The organism is Guyparkeria sp. SCN-R1, assembly GCF_003932495.1.
GTDB lineage: Bacteria > Pseudomonadota > Gammaproteobacteria > Halothiobacillales > Halothiobacillaceae > Guyparkeria.
In genome coordinates this window covers 179046-205500 of the sequence record NZ_QZMT01000004.1, presented here as the reverse complement: position 1 = coordinate 205500, position 26455 = coordinate 179046, and the positions used below count along the sequence as shown (strand labels likewise).

Sequence of the window (26455 nt, the reverse complement as noted above, 5' to 3'; positions counted from 1 at the left end):
TTGAACCACAAGGCTAGACCCGATCATCCCACCCGTCTCGACCCGCCTCGGGGCGAGAGTGGTGCCGATCGCATCGCTACCACGCCGAGATGCCTCCCGAATCCACATGGCGTCCCGACCACGTAGCGACCGTCAGTCGACTAGGCTCTATGCCACAGCTTTACCGATTCGCGCGGCACAGGTGGAGGTGCCGGTAAGCCGGTTGTCGGCTCAACATTCCATTTCGCCCGAATCAGAGGTACCCCATGGAGAAGAATCCCGAGAAAGGTTTTGTCGCGCTGCTGGGCTGGTCGCTCAATGCCGTCGAGGCCGCGGAAACGTTCGATCGTCGCTACGTCGTGGTGGCACCCGACTGGGCCGAGGAATACTGCAAGAAGCACGACATCCCTTACATCCCGTGGAACTTCGAGCGGCTGAACGATCGCTCAATGGAGATCGCGCACACCCTGCAGGAAAAGGGCGTGGACGTGGCCATCCCGCTCTACGAGGAAACGGTCGAATGGGCCGGGGCGATCAACTCGGTGCTGCTCGACCAGCCCAAGCTGTTCGGCCAGTCGATGCTGCTGCGAGACAAGGCATTGATGAAACGTCGCGCCCAGCTTGGCGGCATTCGCGTGGGCATCTTCGAGGAGGCGCATGACAAGGAAGACGTGGTGCGCTTTCTCAAGCGGGTCAACCAGACCCTGCTCAAGCTCGACGGCGATCCCAACGACCCGATCCACCTCAAGGCCTTCGACAAGGCCGGCTGCCTGGGTCACCGCGTGATCCGTACACCCGACGAGGTCGATACCATCCCGGAAGAGGAATTCCCGGTGCTGATGGAGTCCCACCTCGATGGCTGGGAATTCGCGGTCGAGGCCTGGATTCACAACGGCAAGATCCGCTTTCTCAACATCTCCGAATACGTCACGCTGGGCTACTCGGTGTTCGTGCCGGCCACCCCGGAGCTTGAGCGGTACCGGCCGCAGATCACCGCCCAGATCGAGAAGCTGATCAAGACCTTCGACATCGAGTTCGGCTTCATCCACCCGGAGTACTTCGTCACCAATGACGGCGAGATGTACTTCGGTGAGGTGGCCTATCGCCCGCCGGGCTTCAAGGTGTTCGAGCTGCTGGAACGCGCCTACGGCTTCAACGCCTACCAGGGCCTGATCCTGTCATTCGATCCCAAGACCACCGAGGAGGAGATCACCGCGTTCTTCCCCAAGGAAGTCGTGGATGCCAAAGGCGTGGCCGGGTGCTTCGGTGTCTACCCGCGCCGGCGCGTGGTCAGCAAGCTGGAGATGCCGGCGGAGACCGAGGACCACCCCTACTTCGAGTCGCATGAGCTGACCCCGCCGCTGGAAGAGACAGTCACCAAGCGCACCGCGTTCGGCACGCACTGGGGCTTGATCTACTTCTTCGGCGACGATCCGCACACGATGCGCGACCTGCTCAAGCGCCAGGAGGATCTGGACTTCTATGTATAATCCCGCGCCATATCCCAGGCACGAGGAGCGCGAGGGAACCTCTGCACGGATCGATGGTGCCTCTGGCTCGCGGGTTTGTTCGCAATCAAGGCGCCGGGCCGAAGGCGGGCTCGTTGCCCGTCGAGGGCCAGTAACGACGAGTGCGGGCAAACCCGCGAGCCCCGCCCGGGCGGGCCGCCAAGGGCCCATCTGCGGCGTTGCGGCGCTTGCGAATGGCAACGACCATTCACGGCACACCGCGCCTTGCATCTGGACCCTGGACGGTCCCGCAGAGACACTATCGATTCGTGTAGAGGTTCCCAAGTGATCAGCGAAGTCGACGAACAAGCGCCCGGGGCCCTGCTGCCCGGACTCCTGCAACGATTCGACGAGGCGATCGAGGCCCTCGATTCCGCACCCGAGTTCTCCAAGCCCACCCGGCTGCGCCGGGTGCTGGACGGGGCCAAGCGGGTCCTGCTCCAGGAAGGAGGCCCGGCGGCCATCGAGGCACGCGCTCAGGCCATCGAGAGTGCCGGGACCTTCAACGGCTCGGACTGGGCCTATCCCGAGATCCTGATCCCGTCGCTCTCCGCCCATGCGCTGGGCAGTGCGGACGCGGATACCGTGGTGATCGAGGCACTGAGCGACCTGCGCATGCTCGCGGTGGCCCGCGAGGCCTATCCGCATCCGCGGCTGTCGGCCGAGAATGCCCACCATCACCTGACCCAGGTACTGGCGATCAACCTGCAACGGTTGTTCATGCCGCCCAGCGAGGCCGAGCGTGAGACCCAGGGGCGTCTGGCCCTCCTGTCACGCGCCCTGCTCGGCCACCTGGCCGAGCGGATCGGTTACGAGCACATCGTCGACCAGTTGATCGACGAGATCTGGCGGATCCTGCAGCAGCGGCCGATCCAGACCGAACCGGTCAAGCAGATGATCACGCAGATCGCCATTTGCCAGGGCAGCCCGGACATCGACCTGGGCAGCAGCGGACAGGGCGCCGACCGCCTGGTCAGCAGCCTGTTCGGACCGACCCAGGCGTGCCGCGAAGATCCCGGTGTGCCGGTCTACAAGGAGCGGCTGGAAAGCATGGATGCCGTGGCACGGCAGAACGAGGCGACCGGCTTCGCGCGCGCCATGCACGACACCGGTCTGGTCTCGCCCTACCACGCGGCCCTGCTCCGTCACCTGACCGATCACGGCGATCATCTGCTTTCCGAGGCCATGGGGCTGTCGTCGACCGGGCGGGACTGCCTGCTCTGCTACAGCGAGCTGGTACACGCGCTGATCGACCAGTCGGTGTTTCCCGAGACGGCCCAGGCCATCTACGGGCTGGCCCTGATGCTCGAACGCGGCATTCTCTACCAGCCGCCGGTGGCCCCGGCCCTCTGGCGACAGCTGAGCCTGCCGCTGTCGGCCTGGTCACGCGAACGCCTCGCGATCGCCTTCGGTGAGACCGTCCCGCCGCGCACCCGTCTGCTGGAGGGCGTGCTCTGCATGCTGGGCCAACCGCTGGGCGTGGGCCAGGGCAACAACCCCACCTGCCAGTCGGCCCGCGCCCTGTCGATGTGGGCGTACAACGACCCCGACTACATGCTGCAGATGGTGGCCTGGGCGGCGCGCGACGACGAGATCATCATCCACTTCGAGGGCCAGCCGATCTCCTCGATGGCCTCGCTCAGCGGTGTTGCCACCACCCTGCCGATCGACCTCGATCCGGTTTCCCTGCTGGTGGTACCGCATCTGGACCGCATCTACGCCGAGATGGGCCGCCGTTGCATCGGTCGCGAGGGTGACCCGCACCGCTGGATCAACCCGGAATTCCACGGCTGGTGGTCCGGACGGGGCTTTCGAATCAACGTGGACGTCGCCACCGGGAAGCTCGAGGCGCTGGAGGATTTCCTGCGGCACTTCTACGCGAGCTACCACCCCTACTACAACGGCAACCAGCCGCTGATCCACCCGCAGCCGATCGGCATCGCGGCGACCGACAGCGCCGCACGCTTCATCGGCTGGCACGCGATCACCCTGCTGCGGGTGACGCTCGATCCCAAGGAAGAGATGCGGGTGTACTTCTACAACCCCAACAACGACAGCGGCCAGAACTGGGGCGATGGTGTTCAGGTAAGCACCGCCGGCAACGGCGAGCGCTTCGGCGAATCCTCCCTACCCTTCGAGGAATTCGCCTCGCGCCTGTACATCTTCCACTACGACCCGCTGGAGCACGGCGAACTCGCCTCCGTGCCGCAGGACTCACTCGATCGAGTGATCGCCATGGTGCACCGCACCTGGGGTGCTGATCGCATCCCCGAAGCGCATCTGACGCTCAACCTCGACGACCCGGCCACCGGCACCGAGGCCTGAACCCTCATTCGCATCCGCCCAATGAGGGGTTGCGCTAACGCCTCAGGGCTCGGATCAGTTCACCTTTGTTCATCGTTGACCGGCCCTCGATACCCACTTCCCGGGCCTTGTCATACAAGGATTCCTTGCTCCAGTCTTCGTAGCGTTCACTCTTGCCGCCCCGGCGGCCGGCCTTGGAGCGATCGGTGTTCGCAATGCGCGCCGCCTTTTCCTTGCTCATGCCTTCGTCGCGCAAGGCTTCGTACTGCTCATCGTCTTTGATGCTGTTGCCGTGATTCTTGGTCATGGTGTCACCTCCGGAGTGGCTTGGTCGTTACGCTCCGTTCCGGGACAGCCCAGCTGAAGTCGGACATACCCTCACTGATCGGAAACGATCACGACCGCACAAGTTCCACCGTCAGGTCGTGCATCCGCCAATCGACTGCCTTGGCGCACTCGATCGCTTCGGCCGTGCGTTCGATCGGCGAGCGATCATCGACAGGCTCGACATACGCCTCACCGAAAAATACCTGCCCCGCCTCGCGCATGCGCACGTCGACCCGGCGCACCCACGGCAGCGCGGCAATCCGTTCCTCAACCATTCGCGGCAGGTCAGAGGGTTTTCCATCCACGGTGTTAGGTCGCCGATCCATCAGGTCAAAGACGCTGGTTCTCAGATGCGTCACCCCATCCTTGAGCACATCGAGACCGATCACCAGCGCCGCCACGCTATCGGCCCACCAGAAGCCGTACGCGATACCCAGTATGCCGACCCCCGCCGCAGCGGAAGTCATCCAGTCCGCCTTGTTCATGGCGGCATCGGCAATCATCGCCTTGTTATGCAATGCGCGGGCGGGTGCGAGCTTCAGTCGACCAAGCACACTCGCGGGGAGTGCGCTGTACATGAGAGCCGGCAACATCAACCAGCCAAGCCAAACGGCATGTCCGAAAACTTCGAGCGTCCCGATTGTCGGGTGCTCCTGCGCGAGAAGGCTTGTTCCGGAGTCATAGACGACATAGAGCCCTACCACGCAAAGGGCTATCGAAGCGGCTTGGAACGAGATCCCCAAGGCACGATGAAAGCCGTAGGGGTATTTCTCGGTGGGCGGACGATTGCGCATGTGCAGCCCGACGAGGACCACGATCGCGGGTACAAGACTGATCGTGTCCTCCAGCCAGGCCGCTTTCATCGCCTGGCTAGACCCCATCGCCAGGTACATCACCACCACCACGGTCAGGCCGTAAATGACGGTAATGCCTTCCAGCAGATACGCTCGACGAAGCGTCTTTTCCAGCTCAGGGGGAAGCTCGACACGGCTGGTGAGTGTGTTCATCGCGAGGCCACCTCTGACAATGATGGTCGGATGCGTGATTCCGGGTTTGCAACGGACAACTGAGAACGAATCATCGCCGGCACATCGTCTCGCCTTTCGAACAAGAAGCGCTGTACGGTTTGCAGCCAACCGTTTTCGCCGGGCGGCAATGCAAATACCCGCTTATGGGTATCCAGCACGGGCGGGCTAGCTCGGAGGCCCCAGGCGCTGATCTGCCATTCTTCGGCGGCAACCGGCAAAGGCTCGCTGGGCTGCCCACGCAAGGCGACCGGCACGGCACCACGATCCTCCAGCTTCCTCACCGCCGAGGTGTGTTGCTGCACGGCAATGCGGATCGCATCGAGCTCACGAGTCGCAGACCGCCCCGTTGGCCACCCCACCATGATCCGGCTGACGTGGTAAGGACGAGTAAACGCCACTTCCTTGCGCCAGGGAGAGGAGCGGTCGATGCCTCCGATCACCAAGTCCAGTTCGAACGCCGCGAGCGCTCGAAAAAGTTCGGTATCCGAACCGGAAACCCACTGGATATCACTCTGGATTCGCTCGGCGAGTTCACGCACCAATTGCACCTCGACGCCACGCGGCTTCCCGGAGTGCCACGCTACCTAAGGAGCGGCGCCATCAATCACCCCGACGCGCAAGACCCCGTCGCGCACGCGATCTTCGGTTCCCTCGATATCCCGCGGCAGATCACAACCAGCCAAGAAGATAGCAACCAGTAATGCCAGAAACGGTCTGATCACGTAACAGCCCTGACGCGTAGGCGAAGCACAAAACGCTCTCACGGATTGCCCTTGCCACCATTGCATACTGCATACCTGCTGTCTTAATCAGTGACCACAACGGTAGACCAAGTTGGCGCGGATGTTGGGATTGCGAGTCGTCATCCCGGGGACACAGGTGACATTGCTTTTTGGGATAAGAGGCGACTATGGTCAAAACCCTGTGAAACACCGCAATCCGTGGAAAATGCGAGGAGGAGACAGATGAATATCTTTGAAGCATTACGCTGCGATCACGATGTCCAACGAGACCTGCTTGATCAGCTGACGGCGACCCACGGCCAAAGCGAGCGTCGAGAGAAGCTCCTTCGTGAGACACGCGACGCGCTGGTGCACCATGAAAATGCCGAGGAAAAATATTTCTACGTTCCGTTGATGAACGCTGATCTGACGCAGGAGCAGGCTCGGCATAGCATCGCGGAACATCACGAGATCGATGAGGCCCTCGAAACCCTCGAAAACACGGAAGCAAGCTCCCCAGCGTGGTTGATGCATGCCAAAAAGCTGCGCGAAATCGTCCTTCACCACCTCGAGGAGGAAGAGCATCAGGTGTTTCAGCAAGCCGGCAAGGTACTCACCGAGACAGAAAAACGTGAGCTCGCCGACAAATATCGGCGGGAGATGAACGAACAGGCGCGCGGCGAATGAACAGGCTCGACCAACGCAGAACGTAGTGCTGCGAGCGCCTCGGGAAACGTTAAGTCAGGACGTAACGCCTGGCGGTGTACCTAACAAGGACCAAGGCTGCCCGGTTCGCATCCCTGGGTGCCAGCGGCACCCAGGAACGATCAGCGACAGTGGCTTCCAGCGGTCGCTGGTCGAATTGAGACCAGCCGATGCATCGGTCACACAGATTATCGCGACGCCAACGCACGAATTCCGTCGGTGAACGGTTCCACCCGAACGCCAACGTGTCGTTGCAGCGAGGGCGATTCAACGCACTGCGGTCACACCCACAAACGGCCGTCGAGGCACACGCACACAGGCAACCGCTTTCGCCCTATGCATCACTGTTAAACAGATCCCGCGTGTAGACCTTATCGGCAATATCGTGGATATCCGGGGTCAAGCGATTCGCCAGAATCAAATCACTGCGCTGCTTGAACAGCTCAAGGTCTTTGATCACCTCGGACCCAAAGAATTCGGCCTCATCCAGTACCGGCTCGTAGACGACAACCTTGATGCCTTTCGCCTCGGTGCTCTCCGTAAACAGCGTGGGCACATCCGTCTGGAGCGCGCCTTCTTGCAGTAGACGTGCAAACGTTTCCGCCCGCGCCGATCGCTCCCCCGATGACAATACGCGAGGGGTAGAGGTTGCCCTTCGCGCAGGAACTCCGCCGAGAAAATCAGGTTTCCCGTCGAATCGCTGTGAAGCCTCTGCCGTAAAGCCCACCGGTACCGTGGACTTGATCACCATCACGGCCCCCGGGTTGATCGACATCACGGACTCGATCACCCCCTCTACGCTACGCGCATCGAAGGTGTTGGTTTTGGGGTCGTAGTCCGTCGGGGTGGCAATGATCACGAAATCTGCATCTCGATAGGCCGCCTCGGGGTCGAGCGCTGCCTTGAGGTTCAGGGACTTGTTCGCGAGATAGTCGCTGATTTCGGCATCGTCGATCGGCGATTGCCGATCATTGATGAGCCCTACCTCTTCCTGGATCAGATCAACCGCTGTCACCTCAGTCATGCTGCGCCAGCAAAACGGCGTTGGACAGACCCACGTATCCCGTTCCTGCAAGTGCGATTTTCATCATGAACCATCAGTCAGCGGTGTCCCGCCATGTCCGCAACCACCAACAAAAAAAATAACAAGATGCCCCATAACCAGAGGACGGAAATCAGCCTTCAACCATTGACTTGTATTTCTTATAAATCATCCGACACATCTCTTTCTCATTCGCTTCATCAAAAAACATCTCCATGTACCGCTTTCCATTTTCGGCGATCCGGCGACAATGCTCGTCGTTACTCAGACACCATGCATAGACCTCATCCAGGTCATCGAGGCCATCACTAAGCGGCACATAGTGGACATAGGGGATGAGCTGCGACTCCAGCAACCAGCTCTCGAATGTCGGGTGCGGCATGATCGGAACAGAGTTTGATGCAAGTATCCATTTCAAATTGGTAGCAACATCATTCCCTTCCAGGCTCACGACATATTTGCTTTTCAGCTGTTCCTTCTTGCCAAGAACACCTTTAACAAAAGGCTCGCAAACTTTGTCACCCTGCGGGCCAAGCTTGGAGAATCCGACGTCGTAATTTGCCGAGTAGTTTTTTACAAAATTCAATCGGACGTTGTCGTCCCAGGACAGGCTTCGATTCCCATGGGTGCCGGTTGGCTGCCCCCGCCAGACAACATTGTCATCTTTCTCTCCCCACAGGTAGAAATCAGATGGATCCAAGTTATCCCAGTGGCGAGCGGTGTTGAGCTTCAGGACAATCCCTTGCCCACCAATCGGGCGACTTTTCACAAAAACTGGTCCGAGCAGCATTTCGGCCTTATCCAGCGCCTCATCCCCGAACTTGACAAGCACACGGTCATCCATTTCGCCGCAGGCTGTCAGGAAAGCTTTCATATCTTCGACATAGCTGCCAACTGCAACTGCCTGGTCGGAGGTCTCTACAGAAAACGCATTTACCTCTCCCTTCACGTAGCCCTGACGAGCCTTCAGCTGTTTGCCTTCGTGATGCAACTTGCCGACCGTAGACTGACCGATACAAAGATCAAGCCTTTTTTCATTACTTAGATAGAATGGCTTTTGATGCCTTGCCTCGTACTCAAAAATCTTCTGCTTGATCAGGGGGCCATGCGGCCTGTAATTTGCCGCCAGCCTCATCAGTGCATGCGAAACATCTATCGAGATGTCCTCATGATAAATCGCAAGGTCACGAACAATATCAATTGCACGCTCTGTTGTTGACATGACAAAAATCCCATTGAATTTTGCAATGACGGCCAAAAATAGCGCATTGCTTACGTTTTCGCACAAGACAGCAATGCGCTGCTATAAACGCTTCTATTTTGTATAACACCATCACCGACCACGACCCGTCACCAGAATATATATTCCTTTTCGGCAATACGTTCCGTGCCGCCTCGATCAACAGCAGGCCGAAGCCGTTTTGCCCTAAAAAGCAGCGACGGTCGGACAGGCGCGGTAATAGACAGCGCCCAAGTGGAATTAGTTCACTGGTGGTGGCGACCGGATAGGCCGTAATTTCCTACTAGGACCATGAGGTTTAGCGCCCCATTTCGAGCAGATACCCTCTAGCAGATGTCAGGGTATAGGCATATGCCTTAATGAAAACATGCACCCAAGGCGAAACGAATAGGTGGTTCCGTGGATCCAAGGCGACGTGACACTTCATCGGACGAGAAGAGCGCGGTTCATTTCGATGGGGCGCCAGTCCCGGCTACCAACAACGAGTTCTGACCCGAACCTTGGATCACCGCAGGTAGACGTCGAAGCGCAGTCTCCCGGAGCGGTAATCGATATCCGGGGTGGTGGCATCGATGGTGGGCGCCCCCGGCGGACGCTTGACCACCCAGCGGGCGCCGGGCTGGCGTCGGGCCCAGACAAACAAGGCCGCAGCGTCCGGGTCTTCTCCCACCAGTTGATGGAAGATGCGCATGGGCTTTTTCACCAACGCGGATTTCTTGCGTTCGGGGAACATCGGATCGAGGTACCAGACCGTCTCCTCACCGCTGACGAGCGCCGGGGGATGCTCTCCCAACACGTCACCGAAGACAGGATGGATCCGAGCGGTGATTGGCGCCAATGCCGGCTGGGCCATCGCCCGGTCGAGTGCATCGGTCAGCAGCAGCCAGACCACCGGATGGCGCTCGACAGCCGTCACTTCACAGCCTCCGCTGGCCAGCGCCCAGGCATCACGCCCCAGCCCGGTGGTGAGATCGACCACCGGCGGGCGATACCCCGCCTTCCAGCCGGTTGCCCGCGCCAGGGCATCCTTGCGCGCCAGCGGCCGGGCGAACCGCGGATCGGCGGCGAAGTCGATTACCAGCGGGTGTGAACCCAGATCTGGACGGTCGAGGGGAGGAATCAGACCGATGCGCCCATCCTGAATCGCCAGCGTGAATCGGGTCGGGGCGTCACCGGGCGCATCCACCCAGTCCAGCGCCCACTTCTCGGCAAACACCTGCAGGCGCCCGGCCGCAGGGCTGCCCCCCTCCGGGCGACAGGCGACCACCGGCAGCGGAGCTAGCCCGACCATTTTATGCATCCGAGTGAAAAAACGTTCCGGACAAGCCCGGACATTCCATGAATTGCGCACGATGATCGCGCAGGATATTGGCCGCACAAGGGATTTTTTGAAGGAGCGGCGTATCGGTGATTACGGCCGACTGAAGAAAATTCCTTGTGCGGACAAGAGACAAGCGAGGGCGTGGGCAATTCATGGAATGTTCGGGCTACAGCCACTTGCGGAAGATCCGCGAATTGCGCTTGAGGTTGTAGAAGGCGCGCCGCTCGGCGGGCAGTCGCTCCAGGCTTTCATCGGCAAAGCCCTTTTCGCGGAAGAAGGCCATGGTCTGGGTCGAGAGCAGGAACAGCGATTTCAGGCCCAGCGAGCGCGCCCGGCTTTCCATGAAGCCGAGCAGGCGCGAGGCCCGGCCGCCGCCCTGGTAGGCGGGGTGCACCACCAGCGCGGCCAATTCGGCGGTGCCGTCCTCGGGGAAGGGATAAAGTGCGGCACAGGCGATGATGTCGCCGTCGCGGTCGATCACGACGAAGCGATCGGTCTCCAGCTCCAGTTGCTCCCTCGAACGGCGCACCAGCACGCCGGCCTGCTCCATCGGCTCGATCAGGGCAAGGATGCCGCCGATGTCATCGAGGGTGGCCGGGCGAATGCGCTCGTAGGGCTCGCTGGTGATCAGCGTGCCACAGCCGTCACGCGTGTAGAGCTCGACCAGTAGCGCCCCGTCGACCTCGCGATCGACCAGGTGAATCCGATCCACGCCCTTCGAGCAGGCGCGCACGGCGCTGTGCAGGTGCAACTGAAACTCGGTCGACAGGTTGTCGCCCTGGCGCTCCAGCAGCCCCTCGACTTCGGAGAGGCTCATGGCGGTGGGCAGGTCGTCGAGCGGGTCGGTGAGGAAGATCAGCTTGTCGGCCCCCAGCGCGACGGCCATGCTCTCGGCGACATCCTCGGCGCGCAGATTGAACAGCTCGCCGGTGGGTGAATAGCCGATGTTCGACTGCACCACGATCGAGCCGTCGCCGAGTGCATCGCGCACGCCGTCGACGTCAACGCGACGCACCGCGCCGGTATGACCGAGATCCACCCCGTCGATCACGCCCATGGGGCGCGCGGTGACGAAATTGCCGGTCAGCACCCGCTGGGCCAGCCCGGAACCCGAGGCCAGACTCAGGCGTGCCGACAGCCAGGAAATCACGTCGAACTGCACCGCACCGACCGCCTCGGTCAGCAGGTCAATCATGTCCGGCTCGGTGACGCGCAGTCCCTGGTGGAAGCGCTCCTCAAAACCGGCTTCCTGGAAACGGCGGTTGATCTGCGGACGGGCCCCCGGCACCAGCACGAGGCGCACGCCGAGATCGGCGATCAGCACCAGGTCGCGGATCAGCCGCTCGAAGCTGGCCGGCTCGTCGAGTGCCTCGCCGCCGAAGGCGACCACGAAGACGTGGTCCTCGTGCTCGCGGATGTACGGGACGGCATCGCGCAGTCCCTGCACCAGCACCCGCGCCTCGCCGGAGGGCTGGCAGGTGACGTTCGAGGCTTGATCCTTGCTATCGGTCAACGCGTGACCTCCCTACGACGGTGGCTGGGGTGGGATTCGTCTGACGTGAGGATAACCGTCGCGCCGGTTCGGGGGAAATCAGCGGGCCAGGACGTAACGAGGCCCGGCCCCGCTCATGCCGGGACCGGGCCTCTGCTCCAGGTCGGTTAGGACCGGCGCGAATCAGGAAACGCCGGGAAACTCGCCCAGGATCAGGAATTCGACCAGCGCCTGCTGGGTGAACATGCGTGCCTCGGCCTCGTCCCAGACGACGCTCTGCGGGCCGTCAATGACCCCGGCGGTGACTTCCTCGCCGCGGTGGGCCGGCAGGCAGTGCATGAACAGCGCGTCATTCTTGGCACGGGCCATCAGCTCGTCGTTGATCTGGTAGTCGTGGAAGTCGCGCAGGCGGCGCTGGCGCTCTTCTTCCTGGCCCATCGAGGCCCAGACGTCGGTCACCACGAGATCGGCGTTCTCGACCGCCTCGGCCGCCGTTCCCACCAGCTCGACGCGATCCCCGGCCGCTTCGACCACCTCCGGGTCGGGCTCGTAGCCCTTGGGTGCGGCAACCATAAGCTCAAAGCCGAAGGTGCGCGCGGCATTGATGTAGGAGTGGCACATATTGAAGCCATCCCCAACCCAGGCGACGCGCTTGCCGGCGATGGAGCCGCGGTGGCGCTCGTAGGTGTAGATGTCGGCGAGCAACTGGCAGGGGTGACTGCGATCGGTCAGCGCGTTGATCACCGGCACGCGGCTGTTCGCGGCGAAGGTCTCGACCATGCCGTGATCGTTGGCGCGGATCATGATGGCATCGACCATCCGCGACATGACGCGCGCGGAGTCTTCCACCGGCTCGCCGCGACCGAGCTGCGTGTCGCGCGGCGAGAGGAAGATCGCCGAGCCGCCCAGCTGCGCCATGCCCGACTCGAACGACAGCCGGGTGCGGGTGGAGGCCTTCTCGAAGATCATGCCCAGCACGCGACGCTCAAGCGTGTTGGGACGCTCGCCGCGCTCGCGGGCGGCCTGCAGTTGCCCCGCGCGCTCGAACAGGGCGCGGTACTCGTCCGCGGTGAGATCGAACAGGCTCAGGAAGTGACGTGTGGACATAACGATATCGATTCTGTCGGTTGAGGAGCGCGCCCGGGTCTAAACCCTGGGCAAGCCCCGAAAACTCAGTTGGCCGCGTACCAGTCGCGGATGACGCCGATCACCCGATCGGCGATCAGGTCGGCCTGCGATTCACTCAGGATCATCGGCGGCAGCAGACGCACCACCGAGCCGGCGGTGACGTTGATCAGCAGGCCCTGCTCCAGCGCCCGGCCGACCAGCTCGCCGGCCGGACGGTCCAGCTCGATGCCGATCATCAGGCCGCGACCGCGCACCTCGCGAAAGCCATCGAGACCGGCCAGCCCGTCGCGGATACGCCCGGCGATGGACTGGCCCAGCTTCTCGGCCCGCATGACCAGCCCGTCGCGCTCGATCACCTCGAGCACGGTCGCCGCCGCGCGGCAGACCAGCGGGTTGCCGCCGAAGGTCGAACCGTGGCTGCCCGGGCCGAACAGGTCGGTGGCCCGCCCGGCGGTCAGACAGGCGCCGATCGGCACGCCGTTGCCCAGTCCCTTGGCCAGGCTCATCACGTCGGGCAGCACCCCGGCCTCGTGCTGGAAGCCGAACCAGCGTCCGGTGCGGGCGATGCCGGTCTGCACCTCGTCGACCATCATCAGCCAGTCCTGCCGGTCGCACAGCGCGCGCACCGCGGCCAGATAGCCGGTCGGTGCCGGGCGAACGCCGCCCTCGCCCTGCACCGGCTCGAGCAGCACGGCGACGATTTGCGGGTCTGCCGCTATCTGCTCCAAGGCGTCGATGTCGCCGTAGGGCACACGCACGAAGCCATCGAGCAACGGCTCGAAGCCCTTCTGGATGGCGGCGTTGCCGGTCGCGGCCAGCGCGGCCAGCGTGCGGCCGTGGAAGCTGTGCTCCATGACCGCGATCTTCGGGTTTGCGATCTCGCGGCGACGACCATGCAGGCGGGCAAGCTTGATCGCCGCCTCGTTGGCCTCCGAGCCGGAGTTACCGAAGAACACCTTCTCCATGCCCGAGAGTGCCGCAAGTCGTTCGCCCAGGCGCTCCTGCCACGGAATGCCGTAGAGATTGGAGGTGTGGATCAGGGTCTTGGCCTGGTCGCACAGGGCCTCGGCGATGTCCGGGTGGGCGTGCCCCAGGCCGGTCACTGCAATGCCGCTGACCGCGTCGAGGTATTGCACGCCCGACTCGTCCCAGAGGTACGGGCCTTCGCCCCGGACGAAACGGACGGGCTGTCGATTGTAGGTGGGCAGCAGAAAGTCGCTCACGGCGTTCCTCGAAAACCGATTTCGCCCGGAATTTCCGGGCGATACAAAACCAAAAAAGCGCTCCCCGGAACGACGAGCGCATTAAATCCATTGCGTTTTGTGCCCACTCGACGAACAACGACGTCACTGGCCAAAATAATTTGGCGCGGATTCGGAGGGGCAAGTCAAGGAGCATATCACGAATCGAATCGATTTCGACAAAGGCCGCCACGGCGCGGCATGCTAGGCTTCGAAACCCGCTTTAGTCACCCTCAACGGCACACAGATTCCCGTCATGGCAACCGACCACCCCATCCAGATCCTCGCCCCCCGCTGGCTGATCCCCGTCGCCCCGCGCGACGAGGTGCTTGAAGACCACGCGGTGTGGATTCGCGACGGCCGCATCGAAGCCATCCTGACCCGCGAGCAGGCCCGTGAACGCCAGCAGGCAACCGAGGAACCCATCGAATGGGTCGACCTGCCCACCCACGCCCTGATCCCGGGGCTGGTCAACGGCCACACCCACGCGGCGATGAGCCTGATGCGCGGGCTGGCCGACGACCTGCCCTTGATGACCTGGCTCGAGGAACACATCTGGCCGGTCGAGGGACAGATGCTGGGCCACGACTTCGTCCATGACGGCACGATGCTGGCCGCCGTCGAGATGATCCGCAGCGGCACCACCACGCTCTCGGACATGTACTTCTTTCCCGAGGCGGCGATCGAGGCGGTGCAGGCCGCCGGCCTGCGGGGGGTGTTCGGCATCGTGGTGATCGACGCGCCCAATCGCTGGTCGGCCAACGCCGAGGAGGCGCTGGCCAAGGGCGTGGATCTGGTCAATGACTGGCGCCATCACCCGCGCATCGAGTTCACGCTTGCCCCGCACGCGCCCTATACCGTCGGCGACGCTGCGCTCGAACGGGTGCGCACCATGAGCGACCAGCTGGACCTTCCCGTACACATGCATGTCCACGAGACCGCCCACGAGGTCGAGTCGGCCCTCGCCGCCACCGGCGAACGACCACTGGCGCGGCTCGACCGGCTGGGCCTGCTCAACGAGCGCCTGGTCGCGGTGCACATGACCCAGCTGACCGATTCAGACATCGCCCGGTTGGCGGTGACCGGCACCCACGTGCTGCACTCACCGCAATCGAATCTCAAGCTCGCCTCGGGCTTCTGCCCGGTGGCCAAGTTGCTTGAGGCCGGCGTCAATGTCGGACTGGGCACCGACGGGGCGGCCAGCAACAACGATCTCGACATGTTCGACGAGATGCGCACCGCCGCGCTGATCGCCAAACCCGTGGCCGGCGATGCCGCGGCGGTCAGCGCCCACCAGGCCCTGCACATGGCGACCCTGGGTGGCGCACGCGCCTTCGGGCTGGAGCATCGCATCGGCTCGATCGAACCGGGTAAGCAGGCCGATCTCGTGGCCGTCGATCTCGACATGCCGGAGACCCAGCCGGTCTACGATGCCGTCTCAACGCTGGTCTACAGCGCCTCGCGACGGCAGGTAAGCGACGTCTGGATCGATGGTCGCGCACGACTGCGCGCCGGGCAGTTGCGTGGGCTGGACTGCCGCGCCATCATCGACCGGGCGAACCGCTGGCGAGAGCCGATCCTGCGCGCCAAGCCGCAAACGTGACCGCTCGCCGCCCACCCCTTCAATCGTCTGCACTCGCCGGGAACACCGCGATGACCCCGACCACCGACACCGTTGACCGCTCATCCAGCGCCTCGCCCGACGAGCTGGCGCATTTCAACCGCCTCGCCCAGCAGTGGTGGGACAGCGACGGCCCGTTCGCCTCGCTGCACGCGATCAACCCATTGCGCATGGCCTTTGTCGAGCGCTACAGCGACGCCGGCGACAGTCGCGTGCTGGACGTGGGATGCGGCGGTGGCATTCTCGCCGAGGCACTGGCCCGCAGCGGGGCTGCCGTCACCGCGCTCGACCTGGCCGAGGACGTCATCGACGTCGCCCGCGACCATGCGCCGGACTATCTCGACATCGACTACCAGGTGGCCGACGTCACGCGCTTCGCCCCCGAACACGCCGAGGCGTTCGACGTGGTCACCTGCATGGAGATGCTCGAGCACGTCGAGGAACCCGGCCGCATCATCGCCGCGCTTGCCGAAGCGGTACGCCCCGGCGGCCACGTGTTCCTCTCGACGCTCAACCGCAACGCCAAGTCGTGGTTGTTGGGGATCGTCGCGGCCGAATACCTGCTCGACATGGTGCCGCGCGGCACGCACGATCATCGCCAGTTCATCCGCCCCGGGGAGCTCGCGCGGATGGGCCGGGCGGCGGGCCTCAAGCCGATCGCGTCGACCGGCATCGTCTACAACCCGCTGACCCGTGAGTTCTCGCTCCACGATCGCGATCTGGATGTGAACTACCTAATGGCCTTTGTGAAAGACAGTTAAGGAGTCTTGATGCCCCTCTCCGCCCCACAAGCGATCCTGTTCGATCTCGACGGCACCCTGCTCGACACCGCCCCCGACATGGCCGCCGCGCTCAATCGCGTGCGTGCCGAGCAGGGGCTCGAGCCGATGCCGTTCGACGAGATTCGACCGCACGTCTCCAACGGCGCGCGCGGACTGCTGGGGATCGGGCTGGGCATTACCCCGGAGCACGACAGCTACGACGGGTTGCGAGAACGTTTCCTGGCGCTCTACGCCGAGGACCTGGCCGTGCACACCTGCCTGTTCCCGGGGCTCGAGGCGCTGGTCGATTCGCTCGAGCAACGTGCCCTGCCGTGGGGCGTGGTTACCAACAAGCCCGGCGAATTGACGCGACGGCTGCTGGAGGCATTGGAGATTACCCCGGCGGTAGTGGTTTGCGGTGACGACCTCAAGCGGGCCAAGCCCCACCCGGACCCACTGCTGTTCGCGGCCGGCAAGCTGCGCCTGTCGCCCAACACGATCTGGTACATCGGTGACCACGAGCGCGACATCATTGCCGGCAACGCCGCCCACATGCCCACCGTCGCCGGGCGCTGGGGCTATCTAGACGGTGAGCGCCCCATCGAGACCTGGGGGGCCACGGTGGTGATCGATCGGCCCGAGGACATCGCCATCCTTCTGACTCGGTCGGCAGAAAATGCCGCAAGCGCGGACGCGGTAGACGCGAAATGATCCCGCGAGTCGCCTCCCTGCTCGGCTGGCCCGTGGACGCCCGGCAGCTTAACGCCCCGCTGGCGCCGGCCAGCACGCCGGAGAACATGGGTGAACTGGTCACTTTCTACCGCGAGCGTCTGGCCGCTTTTCGCCCACCGTGGTTCGAGCGCCTCTCCCCGACCGACCAGTCCCGTGTCGACGGACTGCTCACCGCCGTGCTGCTGGTCGACGGCTGGCTGGACGCGGCGGCCGACCGCCAGGCCGAGCACGCCGTGCGGCTGCCGGCCGACGAACTGGCACAACTGGGGGTGACCGACGCCCACTGGAACGACCAGCGGGTCGACTTCGCCTTCCGGCGCTTCAACGAACGTTTTGCCGGACGCATCCGCGGCATCCTGCAGGGCGCGGCCCCGCTGGGTCGCCCATGGCTGGCCGGCTGGCGTTATCGGCTGACGATCGTGCGGGTCGAGCAGATCCTGCGCGAACGGCAGGTCGACCCCTCTCTCTGGTTTCAGACCGAGACCGCGCGCTCGCCCGTGGCGTGGGCGACGGCGGCGATTCGCATCACCTGGCGGGTTGTCGCCGGCCGCGGCTGAGACCAGCGGCCCCGTCCCGGTCACAACCGGAAACGCGCGACCTGACTCACCAGGCGATCGGCCTCGCGGTTGACCGAATCGACCGCCTGGTTCGCCGACTGCATGGTCTCGGCATTGCGCTCGACCACCTCGATCAGCGAGTTGAGATCCGCGGTAAGCTGCTCGATCGCCATCTGGTGACGTTGCCCGTGACTGGCCGCCTCCTCGGTGAGCTTGACCGTGTCGGCCACCGACTCGAGCACGTCGGAGAGCCCGCCAGAGGCCGTCTGCAGGGAGCGCTCGGCGTCCGCGGAGTACCGACTGGCCTCCTGCATCTTCTCGTCGGCGGCGGTCACGTCGCGCCCCAGTGTTTCCATCACCAAACCGATCTCCCGGGCCGCCTCGCCACTGCGCCCGGCAAGCTTGCGCACCTCGTCGGCCACCACGGCGAAACCGCGCCCGTGCTCGCCGGCACGGGCGGACTCGATCGCGGCATTCAGTGCCAGCAGGTTGGTCTGCTGCGCGACGGCATCGATGGTCGCCGTCATGCCGCTGATCCGGTCGCGGGCGCCCACCAGCGAGGTGATCAGCGCGGCGGTTTCCTCGACGCGCTCCTGTGAACGGGCGATCGAGGCGACACTCTCGCCGACCTGGCCGCGGGTCTGCTCGGCACGCGACTGCATTTCGCCGGCCTGCTGACCGGCCTCGAGGATTGCCTCGACCAGCCGCCCGCCGCCGTCTGCCACCTCGCGTGCCTCGCCCAGGGTACGCTCGCGCTGTGCCTGGACCCGGCCCTGCGCCGTCATCACGCTGGAAACACTTTGATCGAGGCTGCCGGCGGCCGCGGATAGCGAATCGCTGCTGCGGTTGAGATCGCCCATCTGGGCATGCAACTGGTCGATCATGCCGTTGACGCTGGTCACGATCTCGCCGAGCGAGTCATGGCTGACGATCTGGCACTTCTCGGTGAGATTGCCCTCCCGCACAGCACCCGCCAGGCGCGCCAGCGCGCCCATGCGCCGCAGCAGGATCAGGTGGGCGAGCCCGTAGTTGACGAACCCGACGGTCAGGCCCGCGCCGAGACAGCCGACCACGAACCAGCCCAGCATGCCGTCCCGGAATTCAACGAAGAACGACGCGAAGACCGGAAAGATCGCGCCCATGACAATGCCCATGCCGACAAAGGACCACTTCAGGCGACGCAGGATGCTGGGCTGGCTCATTGGGGATGGCACCTTGCTCGGGGTTGATGGCGGGAAAGGATAGACGCTTGCTGGTGTATCGGTCGGCCGGGCAATTTCTTGAGGGGCGACGGCGGCCGGATACCCGGCTGGCGAGCGGATGGAACTGGTAGAATCCCTGTCCATGAATGCCGAATCCACCCGCCCGTCGGTCGAGCCCCATCTGGCTGCCGCCGAATGCGAACGCCTGGCCCGCCCGGTTGGCAGTGCCTTTCGGCTGGCCAGCCTCAAGCTCCCCCCCGCCCGGCAGCGGGCGGTGACGGCCCTGCGGGCGCTGGATGTCTCGCTGGCCGAAATCCCGGAGACCGTCAGCGAGCCCCAGGTCGCCATGGCCAAGCTCGACTGGTGGCGCGAGGCGCTGCTGGGCATGACCCAGGGGCGAGCCGAGCACCCGGTGATCCAGTCGCTCGCCGCGGGGCTCGACGAGGTTGGCCTGGGCGCCGAGGCGCGCCGCGAGGACTCGCCACTGATCGCCCGCCTGGAGGAGCGGCTCGGCGCGGCGCGCATCGAGCTCGAATACCAAGGCTTTGCCGCCGAGGCGGACCTCGAGGCCTTTCTCGACGCGCGCTATGCCAGCCTGTTCGCCCTGTACGGTCGCCTGCTGGACCTGCCCGACGAGCAGACCGAGGCCGCGGCCCGGCTGGGGCGTTGGCACGGCCGACTCGATCGCGCCCGGCTGCTGGGGCGGCACGCGCGTATCGGACGGGTCTATCTGCCGCAGGACACGCTCAATCGCTTCGGGCTGGACGAGGCCGACCTGTACCGCGAGCCCGCGCCCACGGCGCGCGGGGCACTGTTCCGCCATGAACTCGACACCATTCGCGCCGGGTTGGGCGACTGGCAGGCGAGCGGCCGACCGCCGCGCCTGTTCCGCATCCTGCGCGCCATCGACCACGAGCATCTGCGACTGATGCAGGAAACGCCCGCGCAACTCACCGGCGGCCGCGTTGAAATCAGTCCCGTGCGCCAATGGTGGCTTGCCTGGCGTGCCGCCTGGTGATCCGAACTCCGATCCCTCAGCCCGATCATCACGGGCTCACACTCCCGAGACATCCCGATGACCGACACCCGCTACTTCGATCCGTCGACTGATACCTCGTTCGCCGACCAGGTCGTGCTGATCAATGGCGCGACCGGTGCGCTGGGCACCGCCACCGCCCAGACGCTGGCCGCCCGCGGCGCGACGGTGATCCTGCTGGGCCGCAAGCTCGATCAGCTCGACCGACTTGCCGACGACATCAATCAGCGGGTGCTCCCCGAGGTGCCCGCCGAGGCACGCGGCGAACCGCCCGTGATCCAGCCGGTGGATTTTTCGGGCGCCGCGCCGGAGGACTACGCGACACTCGTCGACGGGATAGAGCAGGCCTACGGCCGCCTGGACATGCTGGTTCATGCCATGGGCACGGCCGGGGAGATCGCGCCGCTCGCCCAGGCAGACCTGATGAAGTTCCAGGAAAGCCTACACGTCAACCTGACTGCGCCGTTCGCCCTGACCCGCAGTGCGTGGCCACTGCTGGGGCAATCCGACCGGCCGCGGGTGCTGTTCTTCACCGACCGCGGCACCGAGGCCTACGGCAGCGCGCACGACATCGCGCACGCCGGGGTCGAGCGGATGATCCGGCAATGGGCGGCGGAAACGCCGAAGGTGTGGATCACCGGCTTCGATCCCGGCGCGGTCAACAGCCGTCTGCGCCACGCGCGCTTCCCCGGCGAGCTGACCGAGGATCGCCAGCCGCCCTGCGCGGTCATGCCGGCGCTCCTCGACTGGCTGGAACACGGCGAGTCGGGAGCGATTCAACGTCTCGAGGGGACGTCTGAGGCGACCTGATCAGTCGCCGATACGCAGTCGCATCACCCGAAAGCGCTCGCCCATCTCGGTGGGCATCACCAGCTCGCGGAACTCCTGCGCCAGGCGGGCCTGATCCGTCAGCGAGTCGCGCGCCTGCAGTTCACGCTCGACCAGCCGGGGGACGTCGGTGCCCAGCAGCCACTGGGCCTGGCTGCGCTCACCGTCGATCGCGAACCCGGCCGCGCGCGCGGCCTGCTCGACGGCCTGAAAATCCACCCAGGCGGTAATGTCCTGCAGTCCCGGGTAGACGAACGGGTCTTCGTGAGCCAGGTGCCGGTAGTGGCACTTGAGCGTGCCCTCGTCGCGGTCACCGCGGTAAATATCGGCGGTATGACTGCCGTAATCAAACAGGTAGACCCAGGTCTCGCCACCATTGCCGAGCGCTGCGCGCATCTCGCCCAACCAGTCGGCAAGATCAGGGTTGTACTCGGCCAGCACGGTCTCTCGTGGCGTGACGATCGGACGCTCGATGCGCGCGGTGATCGCCTCGACCGCCGCCTGCAGCGGTGCGTCGGGCGGTTGTTCCTGCCAGACGAACCGTTGGCCGTCGAAACCCACCATCAGTCGCTCGGCCGTTTCCGGCTTGCCCGGCCACCAGCGAAAGCGCTCCACCGGCATGGCATCGAGCACCTCGTTGGCGACCACGATGCCGCCCGACCACACCAGTTGCGACCAGGCATCGATCCAGCGCACGCGCTCGACCACCGCCGGCGGCAGCGATTCGCGCAGGTTCCGTGCCTGACGTTCGGCGAGTGCCGGGGAGATCTCGAGGATGGTGTAGCGCTCGGGCAGCGCGTCGTCTGCAGCCAGCCGTTCGAGCAGATCGATCGCCAGACGCCCCGAACCGGCGCCGATCTCGAGGATCTCGCCGCCCAGGTCGACGGCCCGAGCCTGGTGCCACTCGTAGGCCAGCCCGGCGGTGAAGAATCGGGAGCGTTCCGGGGCGGTAATGAAATCGCCCCCGGCGCCGAAGGCAACCTGGCCGCTGCCGTAATAACCCAGCGTGGGGTGATACAGCACCGTGGCCATGTAATCGGCAAACGAGATAGGGCCGTCACGCATCCGCTCGACGAGTTGTTCGATCAGCTCGAGGCTCTTGGCCTGGTCGGCCTGGCTGGGGGCCGGGAGTTCGAATCCTTCCTGGCGTGAACCGGGACTCATGCGCCCTCCCCGGTGGCCACCTCACGGGTAATCTCCACGCCCACGCCGGCTGCCTCGGCCAGTGCGTGCGGCTTGAGCGCGCGCATCGTGACGCGACGGACCGGGAATTCGGCCAACAAGGCCTGGCAGCAGCGCTCGGCCAGCGTCTCGACCAGCTGAAAACGGCCCTCGCGGGCGATCTCCATGACACGCCGCGACACGGCCGCGTAATCGACCGTCTGGTCGATATGCTCGCTGATCACGGCCCGCCGGAAGGATTCGACCTCGAGCACCAGGTCGACCCGCAGCGGCTGTGGCGTTTCGCGCTCAGCGGGCAGGATGCCGATGATGGTCTCGAACTCGAGACCCTGCACCAGGATCCGGTCCGTGGGCAGGGTGGTCGGCAGTGGCGGGGCAAGCGGCTGGTCGGCGTCGGTCACGGCGTCAGTTCTCGGCGGTTTTCAGTGCAACGGAGGGTTAAGCGCGGCATGCCCGGACAGCGTCCGGGGCGCGCTCATCTTACCGTCATGCCCTGCGCGACCGCGAATCAGAACTGCGCGAAATCGAACTCGAGGCTTTCCTGCGGGGCCTGGATGAAGTCGCCCTGAACGAAATCCACGCCCATCGGCCAGAGGATCTGCAGGCTGGCCGCATTCTCGACGTTGGGCACGATCACCGCCATCTCCTCGTCCTTGGCGTGCTTGACCACCTCGCCAACCCGTTCCTGGTTGGCGCTCTCCTGGGCGAAATTCTCCAACAGCGGCCGGGCGATCTTGATGGTCGAGACCGGCAGGTGATCGAGGATGCGGAAACCGTCGTCGCCGGAACCGAAGCCGTCGAGGATCAGCTCGCCGCCCAGCGGCTGCAGGGCCTGCTGCATGTCCGCCAGGTGCCGCAGGGCGTGACCGGCCTTGTCGACCGACACCTGGATGGCGAGCAAGGTGTCCGGCAGCCGGGTCATCTGCAACCGCTGGGTGAGCCATTTGGTGAACTCGGGATCGTGGAGCGAGGCGTCGCTGATGCGGATGTAGAGCTTGGGCTTCTCGCCGTTCTTCACGCCGTTGTGGATCTGCTTGACCGCCGAGAGCACCACCCAGCGGTCGATCGACTGGATCAGCTCGCCACGCTCGGCCTGCGAGAGGAACTCGGCCGGTGAAATCAGGCTGCCGTCCTCGTCAAGCATCCGCACGAACACCTCGTAGCGACTGATCTCGCGATCCCCGGTGAGTGAGACGATCGGCTGGAACACCAGCGAGAAGCGGCTCTCGCGCAGTGCTGTCTTGATCTTTCGCGCCCAGGCCTCGTCCTGCTCGCGTTCCGAGGCGGTTTTGAGATCAGGCTCGTACAGACGTGCCTGGTACTTGCCTTCCTGGGCGGCGCGATTGGAGGAACGCTCCACCCGGTCAACCAGTTCGGCGGCGTTCTGCGGGGAGTTCTCGTCGAGCACCAGGTAGCCGGCCGAGGTCGAGACGGTCACCGAGGTCGTGCCCTGTGTGTAGACATACTCGCGCGCCAGCTCGTTGAGCGCCTCGGCCAGTTCGGCGGTGCGGTGGCGGTCGAGCCTTCCCAGCAGGATCAGGAAGGAGAATGCGCCATGGCGCGCGACCAGACCCTGCCCACCGACCCGCTCCTCGACCTTCTTGCCGAATTCGGTCAGCAGGTTGTCCATGCCGGTGGTACCGACATGACGCTTGATCTCGTCGTGGTTGAGGATCTCGAGCAGCAGCAATGCCCCGGTCTCCTCCTCGTCACCGTTGACGATCTCGGCGCGGCGCGCCTCGATCTGCTCGAACAGGTAGTTGCGGTTGTACAAGCCGGTGAGCAGGTCGCGTCGCGCGAAGTACTCGAGTTGCTCGGAGATGTCGGCGACGTCCTCCTTCACCTGGGTGGCGAAGATCTGCAGACAGGGCTCGCCATCGAAGGAGGCGGCGGTGCTGTGGATCCGCACCTCGATCTCGTGACCGCCGTTGGTCTTGAGGGTGAAGGTCTCCTCGGCATCCTCGGTCTTGAGAAAGGCTTTCAGGCGCTGGGCCGAATCGCCGGCGGCCAGGTCGAGAATCGGCTCCTCGCGCAACTCCTCGATATCGGCAAAGCCCAGCAGGTCGAGATAGGTCTGGTTGGCGTAGATGTGCAGTCCGTCCTGCAGGTAGGCGACCGCCTCGGACGAGCCGTCGATCAGCTTCTGACAACGCAACTCGGACTTCGAAAGCTGGGCGGCCTTGCGCTCGCGATCCTGGTAGAGCAACGCGAAGGCCACGGCACGCATCAGCAGCGGTTCGACCAGCGACTCGTGGCTGATCACCGAGAACGCCCCGGCCTCGAGAAATGCCTCGGTCTCCTCGATCCCGCCGATGTCGTCGTAGACGACCACGGGCACGCCGGCCAGCACCGGCTCACGGGCAGCCAGTTCGCGCAGCGCGGTCAGCATCTCGAGGGCATTCGCGCCGTACTCGATGTAGATGATGTCGACCGGGGTACGGGTGATTTCGTGGCGCGCGGCATCGAAATCGGCGGCATTGTGCACCGAGGCCTGCAGGCCGGCATTGCGCAACTCCCCGCGCAGGGCAATCGAGTCGTTGACCGAGCCGATGATGTGCAGGATGGAAAACGGCGTGTTTTCGACGGTTTCGATGGGCGTCACGAATTGCCTCCCTTGTCAGGGCTTGTCTCCATCACGACCAGATGGGAACCCACCATCACGATACGCTCCAGGTTGATGTGCGTGTCCTCGCCCTGCTCGCGGATCACGGTCACGCGGCGCCCGCGATCGGCGAGATCCGGCGGCAGGATCAGTTGATCGATCCGGTCGCCGTCGATGCGCGCGAGCACCGGCCAGGTTCCGGCCGTATTCGGTCTCTCCTCGGCCGGATGGGCAAAATAGGCCATCCAGTCACCCGGCAGGCGCTCGACGCCCATGTCGATCGTGCGATTGTCTTCATCGAGGTGACGCACCCAGCGGATGACTCCTACCCCGATCACGGCGGCCAGGCCGCCGACTTCCTCGTCCGGGTCGCGCTCGATCAGGATCAGCTCGTCGACCGCCGCTCGGCTGTTGTCGGCCAGTCGCCAGTGTAGCCGCAACCCCCGCTCGGAGAGGTTGACCACGTCCCAGGTCGCCGGCTCGTTGAGGCGCGGCGTCGCCCGGCGGCCCTCGGCATCCGGCATGGCCTCCCAGTCGATATCGTTGCGACTGCCCGAGTCGATCTCGAGCTTGAAATCATGAATGCTCGGCCCGTCCTTGACCTGGCCATGCACTGGCCGCTCGAGGCCCTCCCAGTCTAGCCCCGAAAAGGTCAGGTGCTGCGAGGCGCGCAGACTGTAGAGCATGTCATCGAGCAGCCGGTGATGCACGCTGTGAAAACCGATGGTAATCAACGATCGCTCGCCAATCTTCCGATCGAAGTGATCGTGGCGGCGCGCCTCGCGCGAGCTCAGGAAAAACTGCAGCCGGCGCAGGAAGCCTCGCAGGGCCACCCGACACTCGGCATCGAGCCCCCGGATGGTCTCGCGTCGATACAGCGCATCCACCCCAACGTACACCGCACCGTCCGGGTTGGCCCTCCCCCCGCTGATGGCGATATGCGGCGCCAGTCGACCGGTCATGTCGACGAAGCGCGCCGACCCCGTCGGCCGCTCGGCGGTAATCTCCACCGCCCGCCCCACTTCGCGCAGGCAGGGATAGAGCACCGCCATCTCCTCGACGGTCAGCGCATAGGGATTGACCATCCCCAGGAGTAATACCGCCACGTAGACGTCACGCACCGCGCTCCAGGCCTCGGGTTGTGACCCCTCGAGATCCCGACAGGCCGCCCGGGCGAACTGATGCAGGTCCGCGTACAGCGGCTTCGGCACACCCACGTAGAGCTGATAGCAATCGAGGATCAGGCGCGCGGCCCACTCGACATGCTGGCGATGAGCGGCCGCCTGCGCCTGACCGACATCACCGCTCTGGGCCAGGCCCAACCGCAGGTTGGCCAGCGATTGAGCCGCTCGATACAGTGTGAACAATGCAGAGAGCTGCTCACGCGCCCGGGCCGAAATCGGCAGCGGGCTCTGTCTCAGGCTGCGGCGCAAGGCCTTCGCCGTGCGCTCGACCTGCGGCTCGAGCCGGGCAATCAGGCCACTCAGGGCCTCGTCACTGATCTCTTCCAGATCCGTCCGGCCAAGAAAGCCGGCCAGCAGACTGGCCGCCTCGGTCGGAGCGACGATCGCGACCCGCTCGAGCAGGGTCTCGAGATCATCCACGGCAGGTGATTGGGGTGGCTGAGATAAACCGGCCATCGACGAACTCCTTGTCTCGTCCCAAGGGAAGGTCTTCACGAATAGCCAACGCCTCTGAAGGTCGTCAGACGTCCAGATGCAAGGCGCATTGCGCCGCCCAATGGCCGTCGCCATTGGCAAGCGCTGCAACACCGAGCCCGCCCTCGAATCGGCGCCTTGATGGCGAACCAGCCAGTCAGCCAGAGGCATTGGGTATTCGTGAAGGCCTTCCCTAACAGGACATTGCCTCCATGCGTCCCGCCAACACGGGATCGAAC

At 64.4% G+C, this 26455-nt stretch carries 21 protein-coding genes and 2 pseudogenes; 9 read left to right on the top strand and 14 right to left on the bottom strand.

From position 1 onward, the window contains the following. The first annotated feature begins 245 nt into the window (after window positions 1-245). On the top strand, window positions 246-1469 hold the full coding sequence (locus D5687_RS03880; protein ID WP_125198446.1) for an acetyl-CoA carboxylase biotin carboxylase subunit family protein: 1224 nt from the start codon (window positions 246-248) through the stop codon (window positions 1467-1469). Between the two features lie 303 nt (window positions 1470-1772). Next, window positions 1773-3812 (top strand): hypothetical protein, encoded by a 2040-nt coding sequence (locus D5687_RS03875; RefSeq protein ID WP_204742127.1) that lies wholly within the window; start codon window positions 1773-1775, stop codon window positions 3810-3812. A gap of 34 nt (window positions 3813-3846) precedes the next feature. Here the strand turns inward: D5687_RS03875 and D5687_RS03870 are convergent, their stop codons facing one another. The 3 genes and pseudogenes from D5687_RS03870 to D5687_RS03860 all read right to left on the bottom strand — a co-directional run. Further along, window positions 3847-4098 carry a Rho termination factor N-terminal domain-containing protein gene (locus tag D5687_RS03870; protein ID WP_125198445.1) on the bottom strand — a complete coding sequence of 84 codons (252 nt, stop codon included), beginning with the start codon at window positions 4096-4098 and terminating at the stop codon, window positions 3847-3849. Between the two features lie 88 nt (window positions 4099-4186). Beyond that, entirely contained in the window at window positions 4187-5125 is a 939-nt protein-coding gene (locus tag D5687_RS03865; protein ID WP_125198444.1) for a cation diffusion facilitator family transporter, read from the bottom strand. After that, window positions 5122-5706 (bottom strand): annotated as a pseudogene (locus tag D5687_RS03860) (substrate-binding periplasmic protein); the annotation flags it as partial. The gene D5687_RS03865 and the pseudogene D5687_RS03860, both read right to left, overlap by 4 nt. Before the next feature lie 405 nt (window positions 5707-6111). Here D5687_RS03860 and D5687_RS03855 point away from each other — a divergent pair. Continuing rightward, on the top strand, window positions 6112-6555 hold the full coding sequence (locus D5687_RS03855; protein ID WP_125198442.1) for a hemerythrin domain-containing protein: 444 nt from the start codon (window positions 6112-6114) through the stop codon (window positions 6553-6555). Between the two features lie 352 nt (window positions 6556-6907). Here D5687_RS03855 and D5687_RS03850 read toward each other — a convergent pair. From D5687_RS03850 to D5687_RS03825, 6 genes and pseudogenes are all read right to left on the bottom strand, one after another. Then, window positions 6908-7661: pseudogene (locus D5687_RS03850) on the bottom strand (hypothetical protein). Between the two features lie 87 nt (window positions 7662-7748). Beyond that, the gene (locus D5687_RS03845; protein ID WP_125198441.1) at window positions 7749-8837 is read right to left on the bottom strand and encodes a glycosyl transferase family 90; all 1089 of its coding nucleotides are present in this window, start codon (window positions 8835-8837) and stop codon (window positions 7749-7751) included. A gap of 523 nt (window positions 8838-9360) precedes the next feature. Then, on the bottom strand, window positions 9361-10146 hold the full coding sequence (locus D5687_RS03840) for a class I SAM-dependent methyltransferase (RefSeq protein ID WP_158611736.1): 786 nt from the start codon (window positions 10144-10146) through the stop codon (window positions 9361-9363). 196 nt (window positions 10147-10342) lie between these two features. Beyond that, a complete protein-coding gene (gene argA / locus D5687_RS03835; RefSeq protein ID WP_240031409.1) occupies window positions 10343-11689 on the bottom strand; it encodes an amino-acid N-acetyltransferase in 1347 nt (448 codons plus the stop codon). Between the two features lie 162 nt (window positions 11690-11851). Then, entirely contained in the window at window positions 11852-12775 is a 924-nt protein-coding gene (gene argF / locus D5687_RS03830; RefSeq protein WP_125198439.1) for an ornithine carbamoyltransferase, read from the bottom strand. A gap of 65 nt (window positions 12776-12840) precedes the next feature. After that, window positions 12841-14019 (bottom strand): aspartate aminotransferase family protein, encoded by a 1179-nt coding sequence (locus tag D5687_RS03825; protein WP_125198438.1) that lies wholly within the window; start codon window positions 14017-14019, stop codon window positions 12841-12843. A 274-nt stretch (window positions 14020-14293) separates the two neighbouring features. Here D5687_RS03825 and D5687_RS03820 point away from each other — a divergent pair, with 274 nt between their 5' ends. The 4 genes from D5687_RS03820 to D5687_RS03805 are packed head-to-tail and all read left to right on the top strand — an operon-like array spanning window position 14294 to window position 17708. Further along, window positions 14294-15640 (top strand): TRZ/ATZ family hydrolase, encoded by a 1347-nt coding sequence (locus D5687_RS03820; protein ID WP_125198437.1) that lies wholly within the window; start codon window positions 14294-14296, stop codon window positions 15638-15640. 50 nt (window positions 15641-15690) lie between these two features. Next, window positions 15691-16419 (top strand): bifunctional 2-polyprenyl-6-hydroxyphenol methylase/3-demethylubiquinol 3-O-methyltransferase UbiG, encoded by a 729-nt coding sequence (gene ubiG, locus D5687_RS03815; RefSeq protein WP_125198436.1) that lies wholly within the window; start codon window positions 15691-15693, stop codon window positions 16417-16419. Window positions 16420-16428: 9 nt separating this feature from the next. After that, entirely contained in the window at window positions 16429-17130 is a 702-nt protein-coding gene (locus D5687_RS03810; RefSeq protein WP_125198435.1) for an HAD-IA family hydrolase, read from the top strand. Then, window positions 17127-17708: a hypothetical protein gene (locus tag D5687_RS03805; RefSeq protein ID WP_125198434.1), complete on the top strand. Its 582-nt coding sequence runs from the start codon at window positions 17127-17129 to the stop codon at window positions 17706-17708. Before D5687_RS03810 ends, D5687_RS03805 begins: the two co-directional genes overlap by 4 nt. Window positions 17709-17728: 20 nt before the next feature. On the opposite strand, the gene D5687_RS03800 is transcribed toward D5687_RS03805, so the two are convergent. Then, window positions 17729-18910 carry a methyl-accepting chemotaxis protein gene (locus tag D5687_RS03800; RefSeq protein WP_158611735.1) on the bottom strand — a complete coding sequence of 394 codons (1182 nt, stop codon included), beginning with the start codon at window positions 18908-18910 and terminating at the stop codon, window positions 17729-17731. A 118-nt stretch (window positions 18911-19028) separates the two neighbouring features. Here D5687_RS03800 and D5687_RS03795 point away from each other — a divergent pair, with 118 nt between their 5' ends. Then, a complete protein-coding gene (locus D5687_RS03795) occupies window positions 19029-19928 on the top strand; it encodes a squalene/phytoene synthase family protein (RefSeq protein WP_125198432.1) in 900 nt (299 codons plus the stop codon). A gap of 57 nt (window positions 19929-19985) precedes the next feature. Beyond that, on the top strand, window positions 19986-20756 hold the full coding sequence (locus D5687_RS03790) for an SDR family NAD(P)-dependent oxidoreductase (RefSeq protein ID WP_125198431.1): 771 nt from the start codon (window positions 19986-19988) through the stop codon (window positions 20754-20756). Here the strand turns inward: D5687_RS03790 and D5687_RS03785 are convergent, their stop codons facing one another. The 4 genes from D5687_RS03785 to D5687_RS03770 form a co-directional block, all read right to left on the bottom strand. Continuing rightward, entirely contained in the window at window positions 20757-21938 is a 1182-nt protein-coding gene (locus D5687_RS03785) for a class I SAM-dependent methyltransferase (RefSeq protein WP_125198430.1), read from the bottom strand. Continuing rightward, on the bottom strand, window positions 21935-22357 hold the full coding sequence (folB, locus tag D5687_RS03780) for a dihydroneopterin aldolase (protein WP_125198429.1): 423 nt from the start codon (window positions 22355-22357) through the stop codon (window positions 21935-21937). Before folB ends, D5687_RS03785 begins: the two co-directional genes overlap by 4 nt. A gap of 107 nt (window positions 22358-22464) precedes the next feature. Further along, window positions 22465-24558, bottom strand: coding sequence for an EAL domain-containing protein (locus D5687_RS03775; RefSeq protein WP_125198428.1), 2094 nt, complete (start codon window positions 24556-24558; stop codon window positions 22465-22467). Continuing rightward, window positions 24555-26198, bottom strand: coding sequence for a hypothetical protein (locus tag D5687_RS03770; protein WP_125198427.1), 1644 nt, complete (start codon window positions 26196-26198; stop codon window positions 24555-24557). The genes D5687_RS03775 and D5687_RS03770 overlap by 4 nt, the downstream gene beginning before the upstream one ends. Window positions 26199-26455 lie beyond the last annotated feature (257 nt).